The 18,722-nt window shown below is 35.0% G+C and carries 23 protein-coding genes, 1 pseudogene and 2 riboswitches; of the genes and pseudogenes, 7 read left to right on the top strand and 17 right to left on the bottom strand.

Features of this window, described 5'->3' with window-relative positions:
• The gene (locus LCM23_RS01500; protein WP_224934922.1) at positions 1-825 is read right to left on the bottom strand and encodes a MetQ/NlpA family ABC transporter substrate-binding protein; all 825 of its coding nucleotides are present in this window, start codon (positions 823-825) and stop codon (positions 1-3) included.
• Positions 826-914: 89 nt separating this feature from the next.
• A riboswitch (SAM riboswitch) is annotated at positions 915-1,024 on the bottom strand.
• 241 nt (positions 1,025-1,265) lie between these two features.
• Between LCM23_RS01500 and LCM23_RS01495 the strand changes: the two genes are divergently transcribed.
• A complete protein-coding gene (locus LCM23_RS01495) occupies positions 1,266-2,429 on the top strand; it encodes a pyridoxal phosphate-dependent aminotransferase (protein ID WP_224934920.1) in 1,164 nt (387 codons plus the stop codon).
• Positions 2,430-2,707: 278 nt separating this feature from the next.
• Here LCM23_RS01495 and LCM23_RS01490 read toward each other — a convergent pair whose 3' ends face one another.
• From LCM23_RS01490 to LCM23_RS01460, 7 genes are all read right to left on the bottom strand, one after another.
• Positions 2,708-3,481 carry an STAS domain-containing protein gene (locus tag LCM23_RS01490; RefSeq protein WP_224934918.1) on the bottom strand — a complete coding sequence of 258 codons (774 nt, stop codon included), beginning with the start codon at positions 3,479-3,481 and terminating at the stop codon, positions 2,708-2,710.
• Positions 3,468-4,118 carry a cobalamin B12-binding domain-containing protein gene (locus tag LCM23_RS26035; RefSeq protein WP_224934916.1) on the bottom strand — a complete coding sequence of 217 codons (651 nt, stop codon included), beginning with the start codon at positions 4,116-4,118 and terminating at the stop codon, positions 3,468-3,470. The genes LCM23_RS01490 and LCM23_RS26035 overlap by 14 nt, the downstream gene beginning before the upstream one ends.
• Positions 4,115-4,486, bottom strand: coding sequence for a hypothetical protein (locus tag LCM23_RS01480; protein WP_224934914.1), 372 nt, complete (start codon positions 4,484-4,486; stop codon positions 4,115-4,117). Before LCM23_RS01480 ends, LCM23_RS26035 begins: the two co-directional genes overlap by 4 nt.
• Positions 4,483-4,788: an antibiotic biosynthesis monooxygenase family protein gene (locus LCM23_RS01475; RefSeq protein ID WP_224934911.1), complete on the bottom strand. Its 306-nt coding sequence runs from the start codon at positions 4,786-4,788 to the stop codon at positions 4,483-4,485. The genes LCM23_RS01480 and LCM23_RS01475 overlap by 4 nt, the downstream gene beginning before the upstream one ends.
• Before the next feature lie 9 nt (positions 4,789-4,797).
• Entirely contained in the window at positions 4,798-5,295 is a 498-nt protein-coding gene (locus LCM23_RS01470) for a GNAT family N-acetyltransferase (RefSeq protein ID WP_224934908.1), read from the bottom strand.
• 563 nt (positions 5,296-5,858) lie between these two features.
• A complete protein-coding gene (locus tag LCM23_RS01465) occupies positions 5,859-6,464 on the bottom strand; it encodes a TetR/AcrR family transcriptional regulator (RefSeq protein WP_224934906.1) in 606 nt (201 codons plus the stop codon).
• A 29-nt stretch (positions 6,465-6,493) separates the two neighbouring features.
• On the bottom strand, positions 6,494-6,928 hold the full coding sequence (locus LCM23_RS01460; RefSeq protein WP_224934904.1) for a DUF5392 family protein: 435 nt from the start codon (positions 6,926-6,928) through the stop codon (positions 6,494-6,496).
• A gap of 368 nt (positions 6,929-7,296) precedes the next feature.
• On the opposite strand from LCM23_RS01460, the pseudogene LCM23_RS26030 reads away from it, so the two are divergent.
• The 3 genes and pseudogenes from LCM23_RS26030 to LCM23_RS01450 all read left to right on the top strand — a co-directional run.
• Positions 7,297-7,473: pseudogene (locus tag LCM23_RS26030) on the top strand (MerR family DNA-binding transcriptional regulator); the annotation flags it as partial.
• Positions 7,474-7,506: 33 nt separating this feature from the next.
• Positions 7,507-7,725: a hypothetical protein gene (locus tag LCM23_RS26025; RefSeq protein ID WP_251162868.1), complete on the top strand. Its 219-nt coding sequence runs from the start codon at positions 7,507-7,509 to the stop codon at positions 7,723-7,725.
• A gap of 138 nt (positions 7,726-7,863) precedes the next feature.
• Positions 7,864-9,198: a hemolysin family protein gene (locus tag LCM23_RS01450; protein WP_224934902.1), complete on the top strand. Its 1,335-nt coding sequence runs from the start codon at positions 7,864-7,866 to the stop codon at positions 9,196-9,198.
• 21 nt (positions 9,199-9,219) lie between these two features.
• Here the strand turns inward: LCM23_RS01450 and LCM23_RS01445 are convergent, their stop codons facing one another.
• From LCM23_RS01445 to LCM23_RS01420, 6 genes are all read right to left on the bottom strand, one after another.
• Complete coding sequence (locus LCM23_RS01445; protein ID WP_263624089.1) at positions 9,220-9,438, bottom strand: hypothetical protein; 219 nt, start codon at positions 9,436-9,438, stop codon at positions 9,220-9,222.
• Between the two features lie 262 nt (positions 9,439-9,700).
• On the bottom strand, positions 9,701-10,894 hold the full coding sequence (locus LCM23_RS01440) for a thiolase family protein (RefSeq protein ID WP_224934900.1): 1,194 nt from the start codon (positions 10,892-10,894) through the stop codon (positions 9,701-9,703).
• Positions 10,891-11,535: a 3-oxoacid CoA-transferase subunit B gene (locus tag LCM23_RS01435; RefSeq protein ID WP_224935716.1), complete on the bottom strand. Its 645-nt coding sequence runs from the start codon at positions 11,533-11,535 to the stop codon at positions 10,891-10,893. The genes LCM23_RS01440 and LCM23_RS01435 overlap by 4 nt, the downstream gene beginning before the upstream one ends.
• A 7-nt stretch (positions 11,536-11,542) precedes the next feature.
• Complete coding sequence (locus LCM23_RS01430; protein WP_224934898.1) at positions 11,543-12,229, bottom strand: CoA transferase subunit A; 687 nt, start codon at positions 12,227-12,229, stop codon at positions 11,543-11,545.
• A complete protein-coding gene (locus tag LCM23_RS01425; protein WP_224934896.1) occupies positions 12,226-12,945 on the bottom strand; it encodes a carboxymuconolactone decarboxylase family protein in 720 nt (239 codons plus the stop codon). Before LCM23_RS01425 ends, LCM23_RS01430 begins: the two co-directional genes overlap by 4 nt.
• Positions 12,946-13,147: 202 nt before the next feature.
• A complete protein-coding gene (locus tag LCM23_RS01420) occupies positions 13,148-13,993 on the bottom strand; it encodes an alpha/beta fold hydrolase (protein ID WP_224934894.1) in 846 nt (281 codons plus the stop codon).
• Positions 13,994-14,315: 322 nt separating this feature from the next.
• Between LCM23_RS01420 and LCM23_RS01415 the strand changes: the two genes are divergently transcribed.
• Positions 14,316-14,624 carry a hypothetical protein gene (locus tag LCM23_RS01415; RefSeq protein ID WP_095370307.1) on the top strand — a complete coding sequence of 103 codons (309 nt, stop codon included), beginning with the start codon at positions 14,316-14,318 and terminating at the stop codon, positions 14,622-14,624.
• 451 nt (positions 14,625-15,075) lie between these two features.
• Here the strand turns inward: LCM23_RS01415 and LCM23_RS01410 are convergent, their stop codons facing one another.
• Positions 15,076-15,201, bottom strand: coding sequence for an FbpB family small basic protein (locus tag LCM23_RS01410; protein WP_095370308.1), 126 nt, complete (start codon positions 15,199-15,201; stop codon positions 15,076-15,078).
• 530 nt (positions 15,202-15,731) lie between these two features.
• Here LCM23_RS01410 and LCM23_RS01405 point away from each other — a divergent pair.
• Positions 15,732-16,175: a GNAT family N-acetyltransferase gene (locus tag LCM23_RS01405; protein WP_224934892.1), complete on the top strand. Its 444-nt coding sequence runs from the start codon at positions 15,732-15,734 to the stop codon at positions 16,173-16,175.
• A 117-nt stretch (positions 16,176-16,292) separates the two neighbouring features.
• Here the strand turns inward: LCM23_RS01405 and LCM23_RS01400 are convergent, their stop codons facing one another.
• On the bottom strand, positions 16,293-16,559 hold the full coding sequence (locus tag LCM23_RS01400; protein WP_224934890.1) for a hypothetical protein: 267 nt from the start codon (positions 16,557-16,559) through the stop codon (positions 16,293-16,295).
• Between the two features lie 702 nt (positions 16,560-17,261).
• Positions 17,262-17,306, top strand: a riboswitch (PreQ1 riboswitch).
• 6 nt (positions 17,307-17,312) lie between these two features.
• On the opposite strand from LCM23_RS01400, the gene LCM23_RS01395 reads away from it, so the two are divergent.
• Positions 17,313-17,831 (top strand): QueT transporter family protein, encoded by a 519-nt coding sequence (locus LCM23_RS01395; protein ID WP_224934888.1) that lies wholly within the window; start codon positions 17,313-17,315, stop codon positions 17,829-17,831.
• Between the two features lie 37 nt (positions 17,832-17,868).
• Here LCM23_RS01395 and LCM23_RS01390 read toward each other — a convergent pair whose 3' ends face one another.
• Positions 17,869-18,690: a TerC family protein gene (locus LCM23_RS01390; RefSeq protein WP_224934886.1), complete on the bottom strand. Its 822-nt coding sequence runs from the start codon at positions 18,688-18,690 to the stop codon at positions 17,869-17,871.
• Positions 18,691-18,722: the final 32 nt, after the last annotated feature.

Genomic DNA, 18,722 nt, shown 5'->3' with positions numbered 1-18,722 from the left:
TTATTCCATCCACGTTGGCTTTCCAAATCCTTGAAACTCTTCGTCGATAATTTTTTCAAATTCTGCAGACTCAACCACTTCTTTTAAGTCTTTCGCATATTTTTTATCTTCAAAGTCCGCTTTAACTGCAACCACATTGCGATAATCATCAAGCATATTTTCTAGTGTTAATGCACTTAATAAGTCCATATCGGCTGCCAACGCAAAGTTACCTGGAACTGCAGCTAGATCCACACCCTCTAGAGATCTTGGTAATTGTCCTGCTTCAATCGGTTGAAAAACTAAATTCTTTTTATTCTCCTTCACATCTTTTTCAGATACTGTTAGTGGATCGGCGTTTTCATCAATCGTAATTAAACCTTCGTCATTTAACGTATTTAAAGCGCGTGCTGCATTCGTTGGGTCATTTGGAATGGCAATGGTTGCACCGTCTTTAATCTCATCAATTGAATTAAACACATTCGAGTAAATCCCCATTGGGGCTGTTGGTACAATAATTAATGGTGTTAAGTCCATGTTATTTTCTTTCTCGAAATTCTCCAAATAAATGGTATGTTGGAAAAGGTTAGCTTGTATATCATCTTCATTTAAAGCTTTGTTAGGTTGGATATAATCACTAAACTCTACGACAGTTACTTTATATCCCTTTTCCTCTAGACCAGGTACAATAGCTTTCTTCAACATATCACTATAAGGACCGGCAGTAGCGCCAATTTTTAGTTCTTTCGTTTCATCCACCTTTTCTCCACTCGTGTCTGAACCTCCGCCACATGCTGTTAGTAAACAAATAGTTGCAATGAATAAAACAATTAGCCACTTTCTCATTATGTTTCCTCCCCATAGCTGTAACCAGAATTTTAACCAATAAAAAAAGCCACTATTCATCATCTGAAAGAGGCATTGATTTATATTCCGCCTTATCTTTCAGAATGAATGGATACATTCTGCAGGAATTGGCACCTTCCCAATATTGGGGGTTGCCGGACGTCATAGGGCCTAGTCCCTCAGTCACTCTGGATAAGCTTTTCATTTAATTTTTATGATATGATATTACTACTCTCTTTTATTTTTGTCAATGTTCGAAATAATGTTACATCCAATCTCCCTAGAAAACGAGTTTAGTAATCCAACTATCTCTCCTTTATTCTTTTAAAACAAAAAAGGAAAGCGAATATTTCCTTTTGTATAAAATTAACTGGACAATTTGTCTTTTTGGTTATAAAATGCGTTCGTATATAGATTAAATGAATGAAGGTGGATTAAAAATGGAATTATCGCATCGTTTGAAGCAATTACCTCAACAATTTTTTGCTTCCCTTGTTCAAAAAGTTGCTGCTGCAAAACTTGAAGGCAGAGACGTTATTAACCTAGGACAAGGCAATCCCGACCAGCCAACACCTGCACATATTGTACAATCACTTCAGCAAGCCGCAGAAGACCCAATGACACATAAATATTCTCCTTTTCGAGGAATTAATGAATTAAAGAAGGCCGCTGCTTCCTTTTATAAGCGTGAATATGGGGTAGAAATTGATCCTGAAAAAGAAGTAGCTATCCTTTTTGGCGCAAAAGCAGGTTTAGTAGAAATCCCATTATGCCTACTCAATGAGGGAGATCTAATGCTCTTACCAGATCCAGGTTACCCTGATTATGAATCTGGTGCGGTTTTGGCAAATGTAAAATACGAAACCTTTCCTTTAAAAGAAGCCAATCAGTTTCTACCTGATTACTCACAATTTACAGAAAAACAAAAAAAGGATGCCCGCCTACTATTTTTGAATTATCCTAATAATCCAACAGGCGCGACAGCTGATTCCACATTTTTTGAAGAAACTGTTGCTTTTGCTAAAGAAAACAACATGACCATCTTGCATGATTTTGCTTATGGTGCTATCGGCTTTGATGGGAAGAAACCTGAAAGTTTCTTAGCCACAGCCGGAGCGAAGGACGTTGGTATTGAAATGTATACATTATCAAAAACATATAATATGGCTGGGTGGAGAATTGGATTTGCGGTTGGAAATGAACAAATCATTGAAGCCATCAACCTTCTTCAAGACCATATGTATGTAAGCTTATTCCCTGCCATACAAAAAGCTGCAGCCGATGCATTAAATGGGGATCAAACAAGTGTAGACGAACTTGTTGCTCGATATGAGAGACGTAGAAATGCATTCATGAACGCTTGTGAAAAGGTTGGCTGGCACGGCAAGTCTCCTTCAGGATCGTTTTTTGCTTGGATGCCAGTGCCTGAAGGATACAATAGTGAAGAATTTGCTGACTACTTACTGGAAAAAGCAGATGTAGCTGTTGCCGCTGGAAAAGGCTTTGGGACCTTTGGAGAAGGTTATGTTCGGGTTGGATTACTTGTCGATGAAGAACGATTAATTGAAGCAGTAGAAAGAATTGGTGAACTCAAATTATTTTAATATAAGAGGTATAGCAACTACAAACCTAGCCCATAGAAACATGTTAACTTAAGTTCCAATGGGCTAGGTTGTTTTATTAACGATCTCAATCTCCATATTCTCTTCCTTTTAAATTCGCATTCCCGTTACAAAGGATCATCTTCATTGTTCCCATATGTCTTTACTTAGATTTTTCAAAACATGTCGTTATCCGGCAATCTTTTCTTTTAACAAAGCCAACCCATAAACACCGCGCACCCCAATACATTTTCCACGTACCCTCTCAGGTTAATCAATGTTTATATAGCATGATTATTTATCACTGATTGAAGAAAACTTTGTAACGATTGTTCCGTATGAACAACATTTCTTAATTGATAAGGTTGAAGTGCTTTTGCTAGCCTCGGATTTATACCAATGAGCCTCACTTCTCCACCTGTCATTAGAAGAATGCTCTTGATTAAAACCTCTAAACCGCTCGTTCCCTCATTATATACTTTAGCAACCGCTGTTAAATCAATCAGTATCCACCTGTAGTCATGATCTGACAGACGGGCAAGCGTTTGTTCCATAATCGTTGTAAATTTATCGCCCGTCATATCACCAAACAAAGGGATATAACATATCTCTTTTGTTAAAGAGATAAAAGGACCTGATAATTCATCCAACCTTTGCAATGTTTGTTCTAATGTTTCCTTCTGCTCATAAAGTTCAAAATCTGTCTTTGCTAATCTGTTTTGAAGTGCTTGTAATTTCTCCATTAATGGTTCATTATCATCATCTTTGTATAAAAATTGCATGGACGCATTACCTTGAAAATCCCAGCTGATATGAATATCAAATAGTGCTATCGGTATACTTCTTGTTTTTAAATTAGCTTCAAATCTCATGCTTTTTTCTGGTATGGCAGCTACCCTTTCAAACTTGGAGATACTCCCTTCATCAACTATACTTTTAATCGTACCTTCTGATAAATCAAAGACTTCATCCGCTTTAGATGTATAGCTAATGATTTCACCATTCTTATTAGCCAGTATATACGGTATCGGCAAATGTAGATCAATTAATCGCATTTTTCCTCCCCTTCGTATTAAAAGCAGTGATCCATTTATCTACAGCATATAAGTTTGAAATAATTTCCGGTTTTATAGCAGTAAAAGAAGCTAAATCATATAAATTCGTCAATCTTCCACCTAATAGAACCCTAGGTTTCTTTGGTAAATAAGAAAAAGCTTCCATATATTCCGTAAGTGTCGGTAAATGAGTAGCAATCGAAACTGATAAGCCAATTACATCTGGTTTCCAATCCTTCGCAGCCTGCAAAGCATATTGTACAGGTAAATTTGCTCCTAAAAACTTGGTTCTCCAGCCATTCTCTTCAAATATACTTGCTACCATCTTTAATCCCAAATAATGTTGCTCTCCTGATAAACAAAGAAACATGGCGGTCGGTGCAGCCGTGACAGGTTTAAGCTTGTGCTTTGCAGCTAATCTTGAAAGAATGAAATCGCAAACTCCCGATGCCAAATGTTCATCTGCAACTGTAATCTCAAAATTTTCCCATTTAAGACCAATCTTAACCATAGCTGGTGTAATAATATCTTGATATATTTCTACATTGGTCAAATAATCGAATTGCTCAATATATTCCCAAGCATCAGCAACAGCTCCAGATAAAAGGATTTCTGCTAGTTCTTCTCCTCTCGTCACTGTGCCTCGCCTCCTTGAACATCTCTTAAAATAGAGACAGCCTCTCCTAACAAACCAATATATGCAGAACTAATTTCACTTTCTACCATCATACATTTCTCTAATTCCTCTTCTAAAAAAAGAAAATTATCAATCAAGGTTTGCGTCGTCATACCATGTTTAATTAAGATACCTCTTAACCAAAGGGCATAGTCAGTGAAAATCTTTGACGTATTTAATTCCATTGCCGTCTTTAAATAATCTAAGTGGTGCATATTATCAATAAATGTTTGATTTCTCCCACGTTCACCATATCGTTCAATTAATGTAGGGTCCTCTTGAAATATCCTTTTTGTTACCTCTTCTGCGATCATTTCATATTTACTCACTTTACCACAACCTTAAATTGCGACACTTTTGGAATGACTGCTGCTAATTCTTTATCTGGATACTTCTTTTCAAGATCATGAATTCGTTGAAAATCTTTACTTCTTACCCATCGCAAATAATCTTCCTTTGTTTCAAAAATTAACTGTACTGTCAATTCTCCTTTACGTTTATCATTCTGGAGCAACATAAAGTCGACGAACCCATCTGCTTTATCAACTAGACGTGAACGATTCTTATATATTTCAATCACTTCATCTGCTTTACTTTCATTTACATCAAAAGTTGAGAATACGGTATACATAACTTCCCCCTACACATTTGGACTTGTGTTACTTCTCCATTCCATTACAATGGTTGGAATACTAAATCCGAAAATGGAATCATTCATTTCTCCTAGTTGTTTAAACCCTTTTGAATGATAAAAATCCAAAGCAGAATCATTTCGCATAACAACAGAAACCGTAATTTTATTGACATCATAAAAATATTCAAACATCGCTTTTAGTAGGGCTGTACCAATACCTCGGCGGTGGAAACTCGGCAAAATATATAAAGCACCTAATTCGATTTCTTTCTTAATATTTATTAATGAAAAATGAACGAAACCAATCACTTCTCCTTCTTCTTCAGCTACCAATAAAACCGAAGTAGATATACTTTCCATTAAAGCGTCTTCAGTATATACAGATAATAAAAAATCAACCTGTGTTCGCTCGGGAATTAAGCCTTCATATGCATAACGCCAACTCTCCCTAGCAACAGATTGGATTTGTGTACTATCTTTTCTTGAGAATAATCTAATTTTCATGTTCGATACCCACTAAAAGGAAGGAAATTCCCTTAAACGTATTTTATCTATAATTGTAACAGGAAATGAAGTTTAGAAAAAGGCAAAGGCAAGAATGGTCTGTTTCATAAAATAAACAAACGTAAGTTTTTGCTCAAAGCTTGTTCCAAAAAATCATTCTATTGTATAATAGGACTAGATAAAGGCATATATTAGAAAAGATCGGTGGTGCGGCAACACCGTCCGATCTCGCAATAGCATTAGCCAATGAACAATTGACACCATCCACCTATACATGAGGTGGATTATTTTTTATCATCGTTTTTGAATTGTAGCACAGCCATTATTAAACTTGTAAATGTACAAGCAAACACCAATGCCTCAAAAACTGACAAAGCAACACCCCCCTTCTACGGGGAATAATGGCTATATTGACTATTGCTATTCTTATTATAGCACCACTATGTATATTTTTGGAATTTTGTGAAAAAATCACATAGATGCGATCTTTCAGTAGCAATTCAGCAAAAAAAGAGTTGAAACGAAAGAATAAATTTTCATTCCAACTACTACTCATTTCATCATTATTTTTTAAGTCCCCGTTTTAAGAGAGTGATTTCTAACTTAAAATTTCTTAGTGCATCTTCCTTCGATTGATCCTTAGAAAATGTTTCAATAATACTCCGTAGTAAAACAGAAGTAAGTATTTTCATTAAATACTTAAACTCGTCCTGATTTGAGATATGCAATATTTCTTTATTTACCTTTGATTCAAATTGGACAAACTGCTGATTCGTTTCATATCCCTTGAAACTTCGACCAAATTCATGTTCTACTTCATATGTCATATTTAAAAACAAATTTTTGAGAAAGTTCCGATTCTCATCTTGTTCTGTAATCACCTTTTCGAAAAAAGCAATCATCATTTCAAAAATATCCCCATTGTGCTTATTCAATAAAAAGTAAACTTCACTTTGATTCCTTTTTACTCTCTCTTCTAGCAAGTAAAAAAAAGCATCTTCCTTATCTTCAAAATATTGATAAAAACTCCCCCTTGGAATACGGGCAGATTTTACAATATTACTGATGGATGCTTGCGATAGTGGAACTCGAGAAAACTCTTGCTTCACAGCATTGATAAGCTTTTCGCGTTTTTCAATTGATAAATTATAAAAAGTGATTTTTGGCATTATATACTCCCCTCCCTAAAGGAATCAATCTAAAACGAGGAACGGCGCTGTTCTTCACGCAGGAATTCCATGAATTGTGCAAGCGCCATAACAGGCTTCTCATTAATAATTATGATATATCTTTTTTTCATTTGTTCAGTTGCTATTTTGCTTTCATTAATACGTTGGATCATATAATCAACGCTTATTTTCTCAATTGCTTTTCTGCGGATTTTCGATTCTTTTGATAAAGCCATACCTACAGCACCTAAAATGGAGTAGATGAGCAAAGTAATCCAAGTGTTTTCATCCATGGGCATGGTGAAAAGAACAATGATGATATTCATGATTGAGAAAACAACAAGCGGAAATGAAAATAACGAATAACGAGAAGCAACTCTCATCGTTGGCGCTAAACGTTCATTTAATAATTCAATTTCTTTCTTAACAAATACAGGCATATCAGTAAAAGGATTCATATTCATGTGAATGCCATCCTTCCTATTTTATTTAAAAATAAATAAGGTTTTCCCCTATCTATAGTTTCCCCTCACCTAATGGGAATACTGCCGGTAAATACATGCCGATGTTACCAAAATCAGCTGTGCATATTCCTTAAACCTTGTGGCTTTTTACATATAGAAGCCTTTATCCCTTGCAAACGAAGTTTCTTAACGATTTGGTTTAATGGCGTATTCAATATTTCCCCTCCCAAAAATGACAGTGTGTCATAATTAGTTTTAATCTTAAATGACAACGTGTCATATGTCAATTGAAAAACGATTGGATTTATTTTGTAAGTCGAAACTATTGTCAACTAAACTGGACAGGAGTATAATTTAACCATAACGTTATAGTTTGGAGGTATCACGTTGGGAACGAGAAACTAAAAATCGGTGAATTAGCAGAAAGAGTAAATTTAACTAAAAGAACCATTGATCACTATACAAACCTTGGGTTGCTTGAAGCAGAACGTTCTCCTTCAAATTATCGCTATTATGACGTATCAGCCATAGAAAGATTACATTTAATTGAAAAATGGAAATCAGAGGGTATGTCATTAGTGGATATTAAGAAAAAGTTGGATGAAAAAGATGTTCAAGAAGCAGAAGAAATTGATGTACGTGAATTAAGAATTAAGATTAATGGGTTAAAGGATGATGTTTCAGAGGTGCTTGCCCATTTAAACAAGACTGATGTAACAAGTCAGGAGTATATTAAGAAAAATGTCTCTTCCGAAAGTATGTCCCTTATTCAAACATTGCTTTTACTCTTAAAATAAACAAATAAAAAGGCATTGCTTATAGGAAAGTTGGACAATGTAATGGTAAGACATGAATTCTCGTCACTTCCTGAGACTTACATTCATGAAGCAAAATATAGGAGGTGAAAGTCTTACCAAAAGTAAGACGATTACATTTTGACGGTAACGTTAAATTTAATATTACTTGTTATACTTATTGCTTTAACTGCTTTTTTCGTGTCGACGGAATTTGCAATAGTTAAGGTTCGAATGTCTAAGATTGATCAATTGATAGCGGAAGGGAATAGTAAAGCTGTCTCAGCAAAAAAAGTAGTCACCCATTTAGATGAATATCTATCCGCATGTCAGCTAGGAATCACTGTAACAGCACTTGGATTGGGGTGGTTAGGTGAACCCACAGTACTCAAGTTATTACAGCCATTATTTAATAATTTTAATCTTAATGCCTCTCTTACACATGTGATTTCGTTTGGTGTATCATTTGCGATTGTGACTTATTTACATGTGGTCCTTGGTGAATTGGCCCCAAAAACGATCGCTATTCATAAGGCAGAAGCCATTACTCTTGGTTTTGCTAAACCTATTATTTGGTTTTACCGCATTACCTATCCTTTTATTTGGGTGTTAAATGGATCAGCCCGTCTAATTGTAGCTCTTTTCGGTTTTAAACCCGCATCTGAGAGCGAAGCAGCACACTCGGAAGAAGAGTTACGAATTTTAATGTCTGAAAGTTATAAGAGTGGGGAAATCAACAAAAACGAATTAAAGTACATGAATAATATATTTGAATTCGACGAAAGAGTAGCGAAAGAAATCATGGTACCACGAACAGAAATTATTACTTTTTCTATCGATGATTCCTTTGAAAACCTTAGAAATATTATCAAACAAGAACGTTACACTCGTTATCCAGTTGTCGACGGTAATAAAGATAATATTGTCGGTTTTGTTAATGTTAAAGAGTTTCTCACCGCAAACCTTCAGCCTGAACAAACAAAGAAGCTTTCTATACATGATTTCATTAATCCTGTGTTGCGCGTTATTGAAACCATTCCTATTAACGACTTATTAATAAAAATGCAAAAAGATCGTATACATCTCGCAATCTTAATGGATGAGTATGGTGGAACGTCAGGATTAGTAACCGTTGAAGATATTGTTGAAGAAATTGTAGGTGAAATTCGTGATGAATTTGACGAAGATGAAATTCCTGAAATTCGTAAGATAAAAGAAGGCCATTATATTCTTGATTCTAAAGTATTAATTGAAGATGTTAACCATTTGTTAGACCTTGACTTGCCGGATGATGAGATTGATACAATTGGAGGATGGTTCCTCACATTAAATTTTGATGTTAAACTTGGTAGCCAATTAGAGTTAGATGGATACTTGTTTACTGTAACCGAAATCGATGGTCACCAAATTCATTATCTCGAGGTAAAAAAAATGGATGATCCTATCATAATAAACAAAGAGCCGCTTATTGATTAATGAACGGCTCTTTGTTTTCACTTATACTAACTTTTTATCATCGAGTTTGAGCTGTGCTTCTAATTCTCTTCTCATTTTATCCGTTTCTAATAAATAATTTTGATGTTTTAGTTCTTCTAATTTTATTTGATCTTCAATTATTTTCGCCTTTAATTCGGTTTGAGAACTTAAATGGCTAGTAATAATCGCAACAATCGGTATACCAAAAATCATTATGACTGATACTAATCCAATAATCATTCTGCCTATCCCTCCTCTAACAAATCGATCTTATTTACTATATTCTATGTTCAAACAGCATTTCCTTTACTCTTAAACAACAAATGAGGTAATGCTTCACTTATCAAAAAGCAAAGTCCTGACCTATATTCATTCATTTATGAAGTTACTTTCTTGGTACGAACCTTTATATATATACGGTTTGTGCGTAAAGAAGTTTCATTTTTCAGGTATGAATGACTATTTCAAAATAAAAAGGACACCGTCAATCGATGTCTATTGGTTAAATTTGTAAATTTTCTATAATGGTGGATATACCAAGTCCACCGGCGATACAAAGTGTAACAAGAGCATATCTCTTTCCTGTTCTCTCAAGTTCATAGATAGCCTTTGTTAAAAGAATTGATCCAGTAGCTCCAATTGGATGCCCCATAGCAATGGCCCCTCCGTTCGGGTTTACTTTTTCTATGGGTAATCCAAGCTCTTTTATAACAGCTAGAGCTTGAGCTGAGAAAGCTTCATTTAACTCAATAATATCCATATCCTCTATTGTTAAATGAACTTGTTTTAACGCCTTTTGTGTGGCAGGTACAGGACCTATCCCCATATATCTAGGGTCAACACCAGCAGCTGCTTGAGCAATGATTTTCACTTTCGGTTGAATTGAGAACTCATCTGCTTTCTCCCTTGACATCAAGAGTAATGCAGCTGCACCGTCATTTCTACCACTGCTATTACCTGCAGTGACTGTCCCTCCTTGTTTGAATACGGGCTTCAGCTGTGAGAGTTTTTCTATTGTCGTTACACGGGGATGCTCATCCACCATAAAAGTAGACGATTTTTTTCTTTCATTCACAGTGTAAGGAAGAATCTCCTTTTCAAAAAAACCAGCAGCAATAGCTGACCTTGCATTTTCTTGGCTTCTTAGCGCAAATTCATCTTGCTCCATTCTTGAAATTCGATACTTTTCTGCTAAGTTTTCAGCTGTCATCCCCATCGTTAATTGACCATATTCTTCCACAGGTTGTGAACCAGGCTGACTTTCCGTATTGGGATCAAGTAAAAGCCCATTTCCTGACTTAAGGCCGAAGCGAATATTCCGCATATAATATGGTGCTGTGCTCATAGATTCCGCTCCACCTGCAATGACAACATCGGCGAATCCACTCATGATTTGTTGGGCAGCTGAGTGAACGGATTGTACTCCTGAGCCACATTGGCGATGTAAAGTATAACTTGGTATACTTTCAGGAAAACCCGCTCTTAATGTAGCTAGCCTGGCTAAATTAGAAGCATCTGCACTTTGTTTTGCTTGTCCGATAATAATTTCATCGATTTCATTTTTAGGTACCTTCATCTCTTCCATTAACCCTTTAAGTACATGGCTAGCTAAGAAATCGACCGTTTCATTACCTAAACTACCACCAAGTTTCCCAATTGCTGTCCTCTTCGCTTCCACAATCACTACATCTTTCATCGCGCTTGCCCCCCGTTATTATGCCAATCTTCCTTAAAAGGAGCTTTCGTCTTTTCTCTTATTTCTTCAATAGAGCTATTTGGCATAATTTCTATACAGTATAATTCTCCATTTCTCACCTCAAAAACAGCGAGCTCGGTAATAATTAAATTGACACTTCTTGTGGATGTAATTGGATAAGTACATTCTTTTAAAATTTTGCTCGTATCATCTTTGGATGTATGAGACATAGTCACAATAATTTTCTTTGCCCCTGTAAGTAAATCCATTGCACCCCCCACACCCATAATATTTTTTCCTGGCACTGCCCAATTGGCAATTAACCCTTTGGCATCCACCTGTAATACACCTAATATCGCCACATCTACATGTTGTCCACGAATCATAGCAAAGGATTCCGCACTATTAAAATATGAAGCTCCAATGGCTTCACCTACAGGTAACTTACCAGCATTCACTATATTTGGGTCAATATCAGCCTCGTTAACATCCGTTACCCCTAATAAGCCATTTTCTGTATGGAAAAATATATCACCATCTGCAATATGATTGGCAACAAGAGTCGGAATACCAATCCCCAAATTGACAACTGAGCCACTTTTTAGTTCTTGAGCAGCACGTTTAGCAATTAAATTTTGCATTTCATTTTTATCCAATACTTTTCACCCCATCTTTCGTTAAAATCTTCGCTGCTTTCACGATCCCATTTACAAATAGATGGGGTGTAATGATTTCTTCTGGAGATAGTTCACCGGGTTGCACAATTTCGTCCACTTCAGCAATCACATAATCAGCAGCTGTCGCCATCATCGGATTAAAGTTTCTAGCTGTTTTGTAATAAACAAGATTCCCTAATGTATCAGCTTTCCATGCACGAACTAATGCTACATTCGCTGTTAATGCGGGTTCAAAAATATATTTCACACCATTAATCTCTTTTTCTTCTTTTCCTACGGAAAGTTCCGTGCCTACACCGGTGTTCGTGTAATAGCCACCAATACCTGCACCACCTGCACGAATCGATTCTGCCAAAGTTCCTTGTGGAAGAAGCTCTAGCTCTAACTCACCTCTTTGATAGGCATCACCCACATCTCGATTACTCGTAAAATAAGAGCCAATTCCTTTTTTTACTTTCTTTTGATTAACGAGTATCCCTAATCCTTTTCCCTTTTCGCCGAGATTGTTAGAAATAATTGTTAAGCCTGAGACATCTTTTTGTGTAAGTTCATCAATTAATGTCAGCGGTGCACCAATCAAGCCAAAGCCGCCAACCATGATTGTTTGATTGCTTTCCAATTTTTCAATTGCTTCTTTTGCCGTAGAAAAAATTTTCATTGCTCCTGCCCCATTCTTAAAGAGTCGCTTGCTTCGAACCAAGCTGGAATACCGGCTGTCAATAAACAAATGGCACCTGTTTCAGCTAACTCGGGCTCTTCTGCCCCACTTCTTCTCGCTTTTTCCATCCACGTTCCGGCTATCTTACCATTGAGAATAGTAATATAAATACCGCTCATTAATAAAAGCTTGTTCTTACGAGAAACATGACCATCACGAAGAATGACCTCTTCCATATCTCCGCCATCTTTTTTCGTTTGCAGCACGTTCACAATAAACGCAGCATTCTCACTACCAATCATTTGTATATATTGACACAATATTTCTTCAACAGTATCTATATTTATTCGGTCTAATGTCTCGTCACCGACTAACTCACAAGCATATTGCATGGACTTTAAACCAGTTAGAAGAGCTTGTTCTCCATTATATAAATAACTAACTAATAAATATTCTGCTAATTCCGGTAACGAGGCTCCACCATCTATAGCACCTTTCGTATGGTAGACCATACTCCTTTCATATAATCTTGCCGCATTCATACCGACAAGTAATATATCTTTTTCTTTTACAGACAATGCGCCTGGTTTCATAATGTCCCCACGGAGACTTGTATACTGATCGAGCATGTTTGGACTATAATCATGCATCTGTTGTACCCATCCAGGAACTTGATCATATACTTTTTTAAAATAGGCCAATCCCTTACTACTCATATTAATATCCCACCTTTTTATAAATGTTTATTTATACGCAAAAAGGCTACTTTAAACGAGACGCCTACAAAAAGGGTAAGAGTCTGAAGAGTTTAAAGTAGCCAGTATGTCCAATAGCTTAATTAAAAAAGTTCGTTTTCTAACGGCTAATGAATAGGCTTTCATTCTGTTTGTTTTTATTTTACACCACTTTTGAAAAATTTCAACTAGTCGCATCAATATTTCTTAAAAAAGCTTTTATGCCATTGTAGATTTCTGGTCTTGAAGTAAACACTAATGTATAGTGATTGCATGGCGTCGTTATTTTCTCTATTTGCTTCGCATATACCATTGTATCAATATAATCTGCTGCATGAAATAACGGGTCCATTGCACCAATTCCACCCTCTGCATGAACAAGAAAGACTGGGCAATTCACTTCTTTAAATATTTCTTTAGGATCAAATGTATAGAAACTGTCAAAATCGGTTTTAATCTTTCCTTCACTTGCATGATTTCTCCACTTTTCACCGATTTGATGAATCTCATATAAGCCAACGTTTTGCATATGATCATCCCAAGGTACACCTAAGTTTTGATAAATTTGTTTAATCTCGTCTAAGTATGCTTGTTCACTTTCATACGCTTTGCTCAATCGGGCAAGAGAGGGTTCAACAATCTTCTTTTGATGTGGTGTACATGTCGCTGCACCATCTAGCAAGATTAATCCTCGAACTTCAGATTGAAGTCTACTCGCCACAATAGAACAGATAAAAGCGCCCATACTATACCCCATCAAAATTGGTTGATCAATATTTAACTCTTTAATCAATGCTTCAACATCTAAAGCATGCTTCCATATGCTCGTATCCTCATCTGCATCCGCACTTTGCCCTCTACCTCTGACATCAATACTTACAATACGATAATCTTTTAAACTTTCTGCATAATAGTGCATTTGCATATAATTACCCGTTAACCCATGGACAGCAATTATCGTCCCTTTCTCACCTGGGTAATCAGCTATTTGTATACTTCGACCATTAATATTTTTTTGATAACATTCCATTATGACACCTCTTTATAAAAATATAAAACTAGTTATACTCCTTATTATTTGAAATGTCAAAAACTTTTCCCATCGTTATATCCTGTAAAGTCCCTTGTTGATGTTGATGGTTATACTATAAATACCACTTGTTTTTTAGAGCAATTATAAGAATAAAAAATGATACGTTTAACTATTTACTTTTAGTCATCTTTTCGAATGTGATTAATAAATTATATTGAAAGTGGAAGAATCAGATGGATGATTTCTCTTATTCTTTTATTTTACAAATCAGCTAAAGTGGGTATAATGAATAGTAACTTGAAAGAAAGGTGGGGTACGGATGACTGGCAAAAAGATATACTCTTTTGGATTACTTATCATGTTCTGTGCATTTTTAGTTGTCCACTATCCTAGCGATCATTCAAGTTTGAGCACTTGGGGAGACCATCAGCACGCAGTCTTTAACGACTCCCATTTAAGTGATACCTCTCCATTAAAAGATGAGCTCAAAAAACATCCTCTTGTTTTCGAGCATGTTTCACTGATACTCATCAGCTTACTCTTACTTGGCATCTGCCAACTCGCTTATGTTTCTATGCAAAACAGTAGACATAAGCAGCCGATTTTCTTCCAATCTAATTATCTCTAATTATTCCTTAAATTTGTAAGAATATAACACAAATTTAAGGAGGATATGATAATGATTGTTCGTATGATTATGATTAGTATGTTTTCAATAACTGCAACTACACTTTTATTTTTCCAAGGATTAGAGATTTTTCAAGCTTTCTTTGACTATTATAAAAATAAATAAAATTTAGCCGCTCACTTTACTTGAGCGGCTTTTATTTTACTCACTTCTTTTCCTTGTTTTTTAGTAACAACCATTAGCAGGGTAACTAATCGATTTGCCTCATAAACCACTAGATATTTTTAATGGGATTTGGTGGTATAGTAAATAAAAAATGGGCAAAATCCATCCAGCCATCCTGTTGAGAGGAACTAGATATTAAATTAAACAATAAAACGAGGTTCCCCCATTCACTACAAGTAAAAAGACCAGAATAATAATTATCCTGGTCCCCTTCTATATAAAAGCTTTATTTCGCTTTTTCATGCCTTTTTTCTAAACGTTTTTCGATGACTTCAAGCTGATCTGGATTTTTTAATAACTCTTCTTTATTACGACGAACTAATTCGATGTATGATAACTTTTTCTTTCTCATAAATATTTCTCTCCTTATTCAAATGACTTTATTTTCTGAAAATAAAGTGCATATCTTTTTAGAAGAAAACAGTTTTGTAAGATTTTCTGACAAATTTAATTGTCCATACAAAATCCTTTTGAGTTTTCTTTAAATTCAGATTAATATGAAACAGAAGAAATGTCAAGACTTTTGAACCAAAATGCTATCTTTATATAATTATGTCATAAATTCTTCACAAAATTTTAACAATTAAACAAACCTTATTAAATACTGTTTTATAACATATTCAAACAATAATGAGCTGTATTCATATAGGATAATTTTCATAGACTCATTAACTATCTGGTATATCAAAAACATATTGACATAAATACCCTTTTATATTACATTTTCTTATTTATCAATGTAACCTGCCCTCTTTAGCTAAGGTCCCTGACATAGAAAATTAACTACGAAAGCCAAATAAGCAAATTTTCTGTGGTAGAATAATCCATAAATAACCGGTTTGGCTGGTTTAATAATACATTTAGCGATAAGGAGAATTTACCTTGGAATTTAAACTATTAGAAAAGCATGATTTAACTAAATGCACAGAAACATTTATTGAAGTATTCAATGATGAGCCTTGGAATGATGAATGGACATTTACAAAGGCTAAAAAATATTTACTGAGTTTTTATCAGACACCTGGATTTTTAGGCATTTTAGCGGTAGAAAACGACGAAATTATCGGCTTTATTCTTGGTGTAAAAAGAGTATGGTGGAGCGGAGATGAGTTTTTTATTAATGAAATGTGTGTAAAAACACAAATTCAAAATAAGGGTATTGGAAAAGCGATGTTAAATCATTTAATAAAAGAGCTTCATAACAGTAATATAAGTAACATTACACTTCTCACAGATAGAGGTATACCTGCAGAAGAATTTTATAAGAAAAATGGTTTTGAAGAAATAGAAAGAATCATTTTCTTGCATAAAAACATCCAACTTTAGTTCTAATTGGATAAGAGTAGACAGAAGTTAATACTAATTATTGATAAAAATTTCTAATTGAAAAAGAAGGTCTTTTACTAGCTAAAGAGCCCATCTCGATTGAGAAGGGCTCTAGTTTTATTCATCTCGATTATTATTATCATTCATATCTTCCGGGTCTTCAACGGCATCTTCTGGGTCAGGATCACTATCTTTTTCATCATCTTTAAACATAGTATCATCTTCATCTACTCCAGGTATATTCTCATCACCATTATTATCATTTTCTACACCATTATTGGTTTCTGGAGGTGGATTCTGATCTTGATCATCATTCGCTCCACATGCTGCTAATGAGAAAGACAATAAGATACTTGAAAGAATGAATAAAAACCTTTTTGCCATAACTTTCAACTCCTTTTAAATTATTGACTCTTAAGTCGTAAATATTTTCCCCTTTTATCAGAAAAATATTTATAAAAAAGTAAACCTCCCACTTAGAGGAGATCTACTTGGAAGGAGTTATACACCAATAGTATGTTCTTGACGTTTAAAAAGTATCCTTTTAATAAGGTTATTACTCTAAAAATATTGATTAACATAAATGAAGTTGATATCGCTTCTTGTTGGTGCATTCAATGCAGAAAAACGTATCAGATTTTAGTGCTAAAAGAGTAACAGAGCCAAAGCTGGATGATAAGTATCCGATAGAGGATGATGTAAAACCAACTAGACTAAAAACTCTAGATGGATAAACGTCTATGGATATTTTTAAAGAATTTATTTGAAGTAACATCTGAAAATATTCTTAACCCTAATCTAAATTAAAAGTTTTAATAATACTGGTGTAAATAAGACCCTAGTCATTTGCTTAAAGATAAAGATATAGATGAAATATCAATTCACGGACTACACACACGGAAGTATTTTGTTTATAAAAGTCTTTCTCTAAAGGGCATGCTGATGTACATATAACCAATACATGTACTTTATAAGGGAATTAAAAAAAGTTGACGAGGATTTTACTGTGATAGTTCAATCAGCCTTATCATTTTTTCAAAAAATACCATTTACAAACACTCCTAAAAGCTGATATTATAACCTATTGTTGACGTGGTTCGAAACCATCCCACGATAAAAAACTAGGAGTGTAATCAAATGAATATTAGAATGATTGTAGCTAATGGTCTTTTGGCTGCTATGTATATTGCCATATCAATGGTATTACAGCCAATTGCTTTTTCAGCTATTCAGTTTCGTTTTGCTGAGATATTTAATCATCTCATTGTTTTAAACCGTAAATTTATTTATGGCATTGTCCTTGGTGTTTTCTTAACGAACCTATTATTTTCACCAATGAAGCCATTTGATTTAACATTTGGGGTCGCCCATTCCATTATCTGTTTACTAATTAGCTTGGTACTTTTTAAATTTGTTAAAAATATTTGGTTACGGATGTTAGTAAACACCATCGTCTTTACTGTAATGATGTGGATTATCGCCTTACAGTTAAAACTTGCTATTGGCCTTCCGTTCTTATTCACATGGCTCACAACTGCCATTGGCGAATTTGCGGTATTAATTATCGGGATGCCTATTATTTACTTTTTATATAAGCAATTGTATAAAAGCAATTTAGATTTATCTAATGATATGAAAAAGCGTTCAACCTTTTAATGAGGTGAACGCTTTTTTTGGTAACTCCACTCAAATTTTACAATTGTTCTTTTTCTTCCTTTAATGCCTGATCTAAACGGTCGTCGTCTCCAGCTCCATCTTCATCTATTTTTTCTTTAGATAAAAACCAACCGCCTACTGCGATAAGAATAAGAACGATGTAGAATGTTGCTTTCCAAACAGTTGAATGAGAGAATCCCTCCGGTAATACAGCCAGTGCAGGGTGTGCAAGAGTTGTAACTGCTAACTTTACACCTACCCAACCGACGATCAAAAAGGCAGTAATTTCTAATCCAGGACGTTTATGAAGTAAGTCAACAAAGATATTAGCTGCAAACCTCATAATAATTAGCCCAATCATACCACCTGCAAATACAACGAGGAATTGTCCTGTATCCATACTTCCAATTGTACCAATACCAGTTGGTGGTAATGCCATTGCTAAAGCAATTGCTGCCAAGATTGAGTCAATTGCAAAGGCAATATCAGCTAACTCAACTTTAAAAACCGTCATCCAAAAACCTGATTTCTTTTTCGGCTTGGCTGAAGGATCAGGCACGTCATGCTTTTTGACCAGAAACTTCCGGAATATATGATTCGCTGCGATAAAGATTAAATAAATTGCACCTAATGCTTGAATTTGCCATACATCAACAAGAAATGAAATAGCGAATAATGAAGCAAACCTAAATACAAACGCTCCAGCTAAACCATAAAATAATGCTTTCTTTCTTTCCTTTTCAGGTAAGTGTTTGACCATAATGGCTAGAACAAGTGCGTTATCCGCTGCTAATAATCCTTCTAATACAATAAGAACTAAAAGCACCCAACCATACTCTAATAATAATGCTGCTTCCAAATGAATTTTCCTCCTTCATATATGTAACATCC

Origin of the sequence: Cytobacillus kochii (genome assembly GCF_020171845.1) — a bacterium.
Lineage (GTDB): Bacteria > Bacillota > Bacilli > Bacillales > Cytobacillaceae > Cytobacillus > Cytobacillus kochii.
This window is presented reverse-complemented; position numbering and strand designations above follow the sequence as displayed.

What these genes read in the sequence shown, in the direction of transcription:
- LCM23_RS01465 (WP_224934906.1), bottom strand. Translation starts at nt 6,464, where the DNA reads ATGCCAAAAATCACTTTTTATAATTTATCAATTGAAAAACGCGAAAAG.
- LCM23_RS01425 (WP_224934896.1), bottom strand. Translation starts at nt 12,945, where the DNA reads ATGAGTAGTAAGGGATTGGCCTATTTTAAAAAAGTATATGATCAAGTT.
- LCM23_RS01490 (WP_224934918.1), bottom strand. Translation starts at nt 3,481, where the DNA reads ATGCGATTAATTGATCTACATTTGCCGATACCGTATATACTGGCTAAT.
- LCM23_RS01460 (WP_224934904.1), bottom strand. Translation starts at nt 6,928, where the DNA reads ATGAATATGAATCCTTTTACTGATATGCCTGTATTTGTTAAGAAAGAA.
- LCM23_RS01430 (WP_224934898.1), bottom strand. Translation starts at nt 12,229, where the DNA reads ATGAAAATTTTTTCTACGGCAAAAGAAGCAATTGAAAAATTGGAAAGC.
- LCM23_RS01435 (WP_224935716.1), bottom strand. Translation starts at nt 11,535, where the DNA reads ATGCAAAATTTAATTGCTAAACGTGCTGCTCAAGAACTAAAAAGTGGC.
- LCM23_RS01420 (WP_224934894.1), bottom strand. Translation starts at nt 13,993, where the DNA reads ATGGAATGTTATCAAAAAAATATTAATGGTCGAAGTATACAAATAGCT.
- LCM23_RS01440 (WP_224934900.1), bottom strand. Translation starts at nt 10,894, where the DNA reads ATGAAAGATGTAGTGATTGTGGAAGCGAAGAGGACAGCAATTGGGAAA.
- LCM23_RS01410 (WP_095370308.1), bottom strand. Translation starts at nt 15,201, where the DNA reads ATGAGAAAGAAAAAGTTATCATACATCGAATTAGTTCGTCGTAATAAA.
- LCM23_RS01470 (WP_224934908.1), bottom strand. Translation starts at nt 5,295, where the DNA reads ATGAAAATTAGATTATTCTCAAGAAAAGATAGTACACAAATCCAATCT.
- LCM23_RS01475 (WP_224934911.1), bottom strand. Translation starts at nt 4,788, where the DNA reads ATGTATACCGTATTCTCAACTTTTGATGTAAATGAAAGTAAAGCAGAT.
- LCM23_RS01415 (WP_095370307.1), top strand. Translation starts at nt 14,316, where the DNA reads ATGACTGGCAAAAAGATATACTCTTTTGGATTACTTATCATGTTCTGT.
- LCM23_RS01395 (WP_224934888.1), top strand. Translation starts at nt 17,313, where the DNA reads ATGAATATTAGAATGATTGTAGCTAATGGTCTTTTGGCTGCTATGTAT.
- LCM23_RS01445 (WP_263624089.1), bottom strand. Translation starts at nt 9,438, where the DNA reads ATGATTATTGGATTAGTATCAGTCATAATGATTTTTGGTATACCGATT.
- LCM23_RS01500 (WP_224934922.1), bottom strand. Translation starts at nt 825, where the DNA reads ATGAGAAAGTGGCTAATTGTTTTATTCATTGCAACTATTTGTTTACTA.
- LCM23_RS01495 (WP_224934920.1), top strand. Translation starts at nt 1,266, where the DNA reads ATGGAATTATCGCATCGTTTGAAGCAATTACCTCAACAATTTTTTGCT.
- LCM23_RS01400 (WP_224934890.1), bottom strand. Translation starts at nt 16,559, where the DNA reads ATGGCAAAAAGGTTTTTATTCATTCTTTCAAGTATCTTATTGTCTTTC.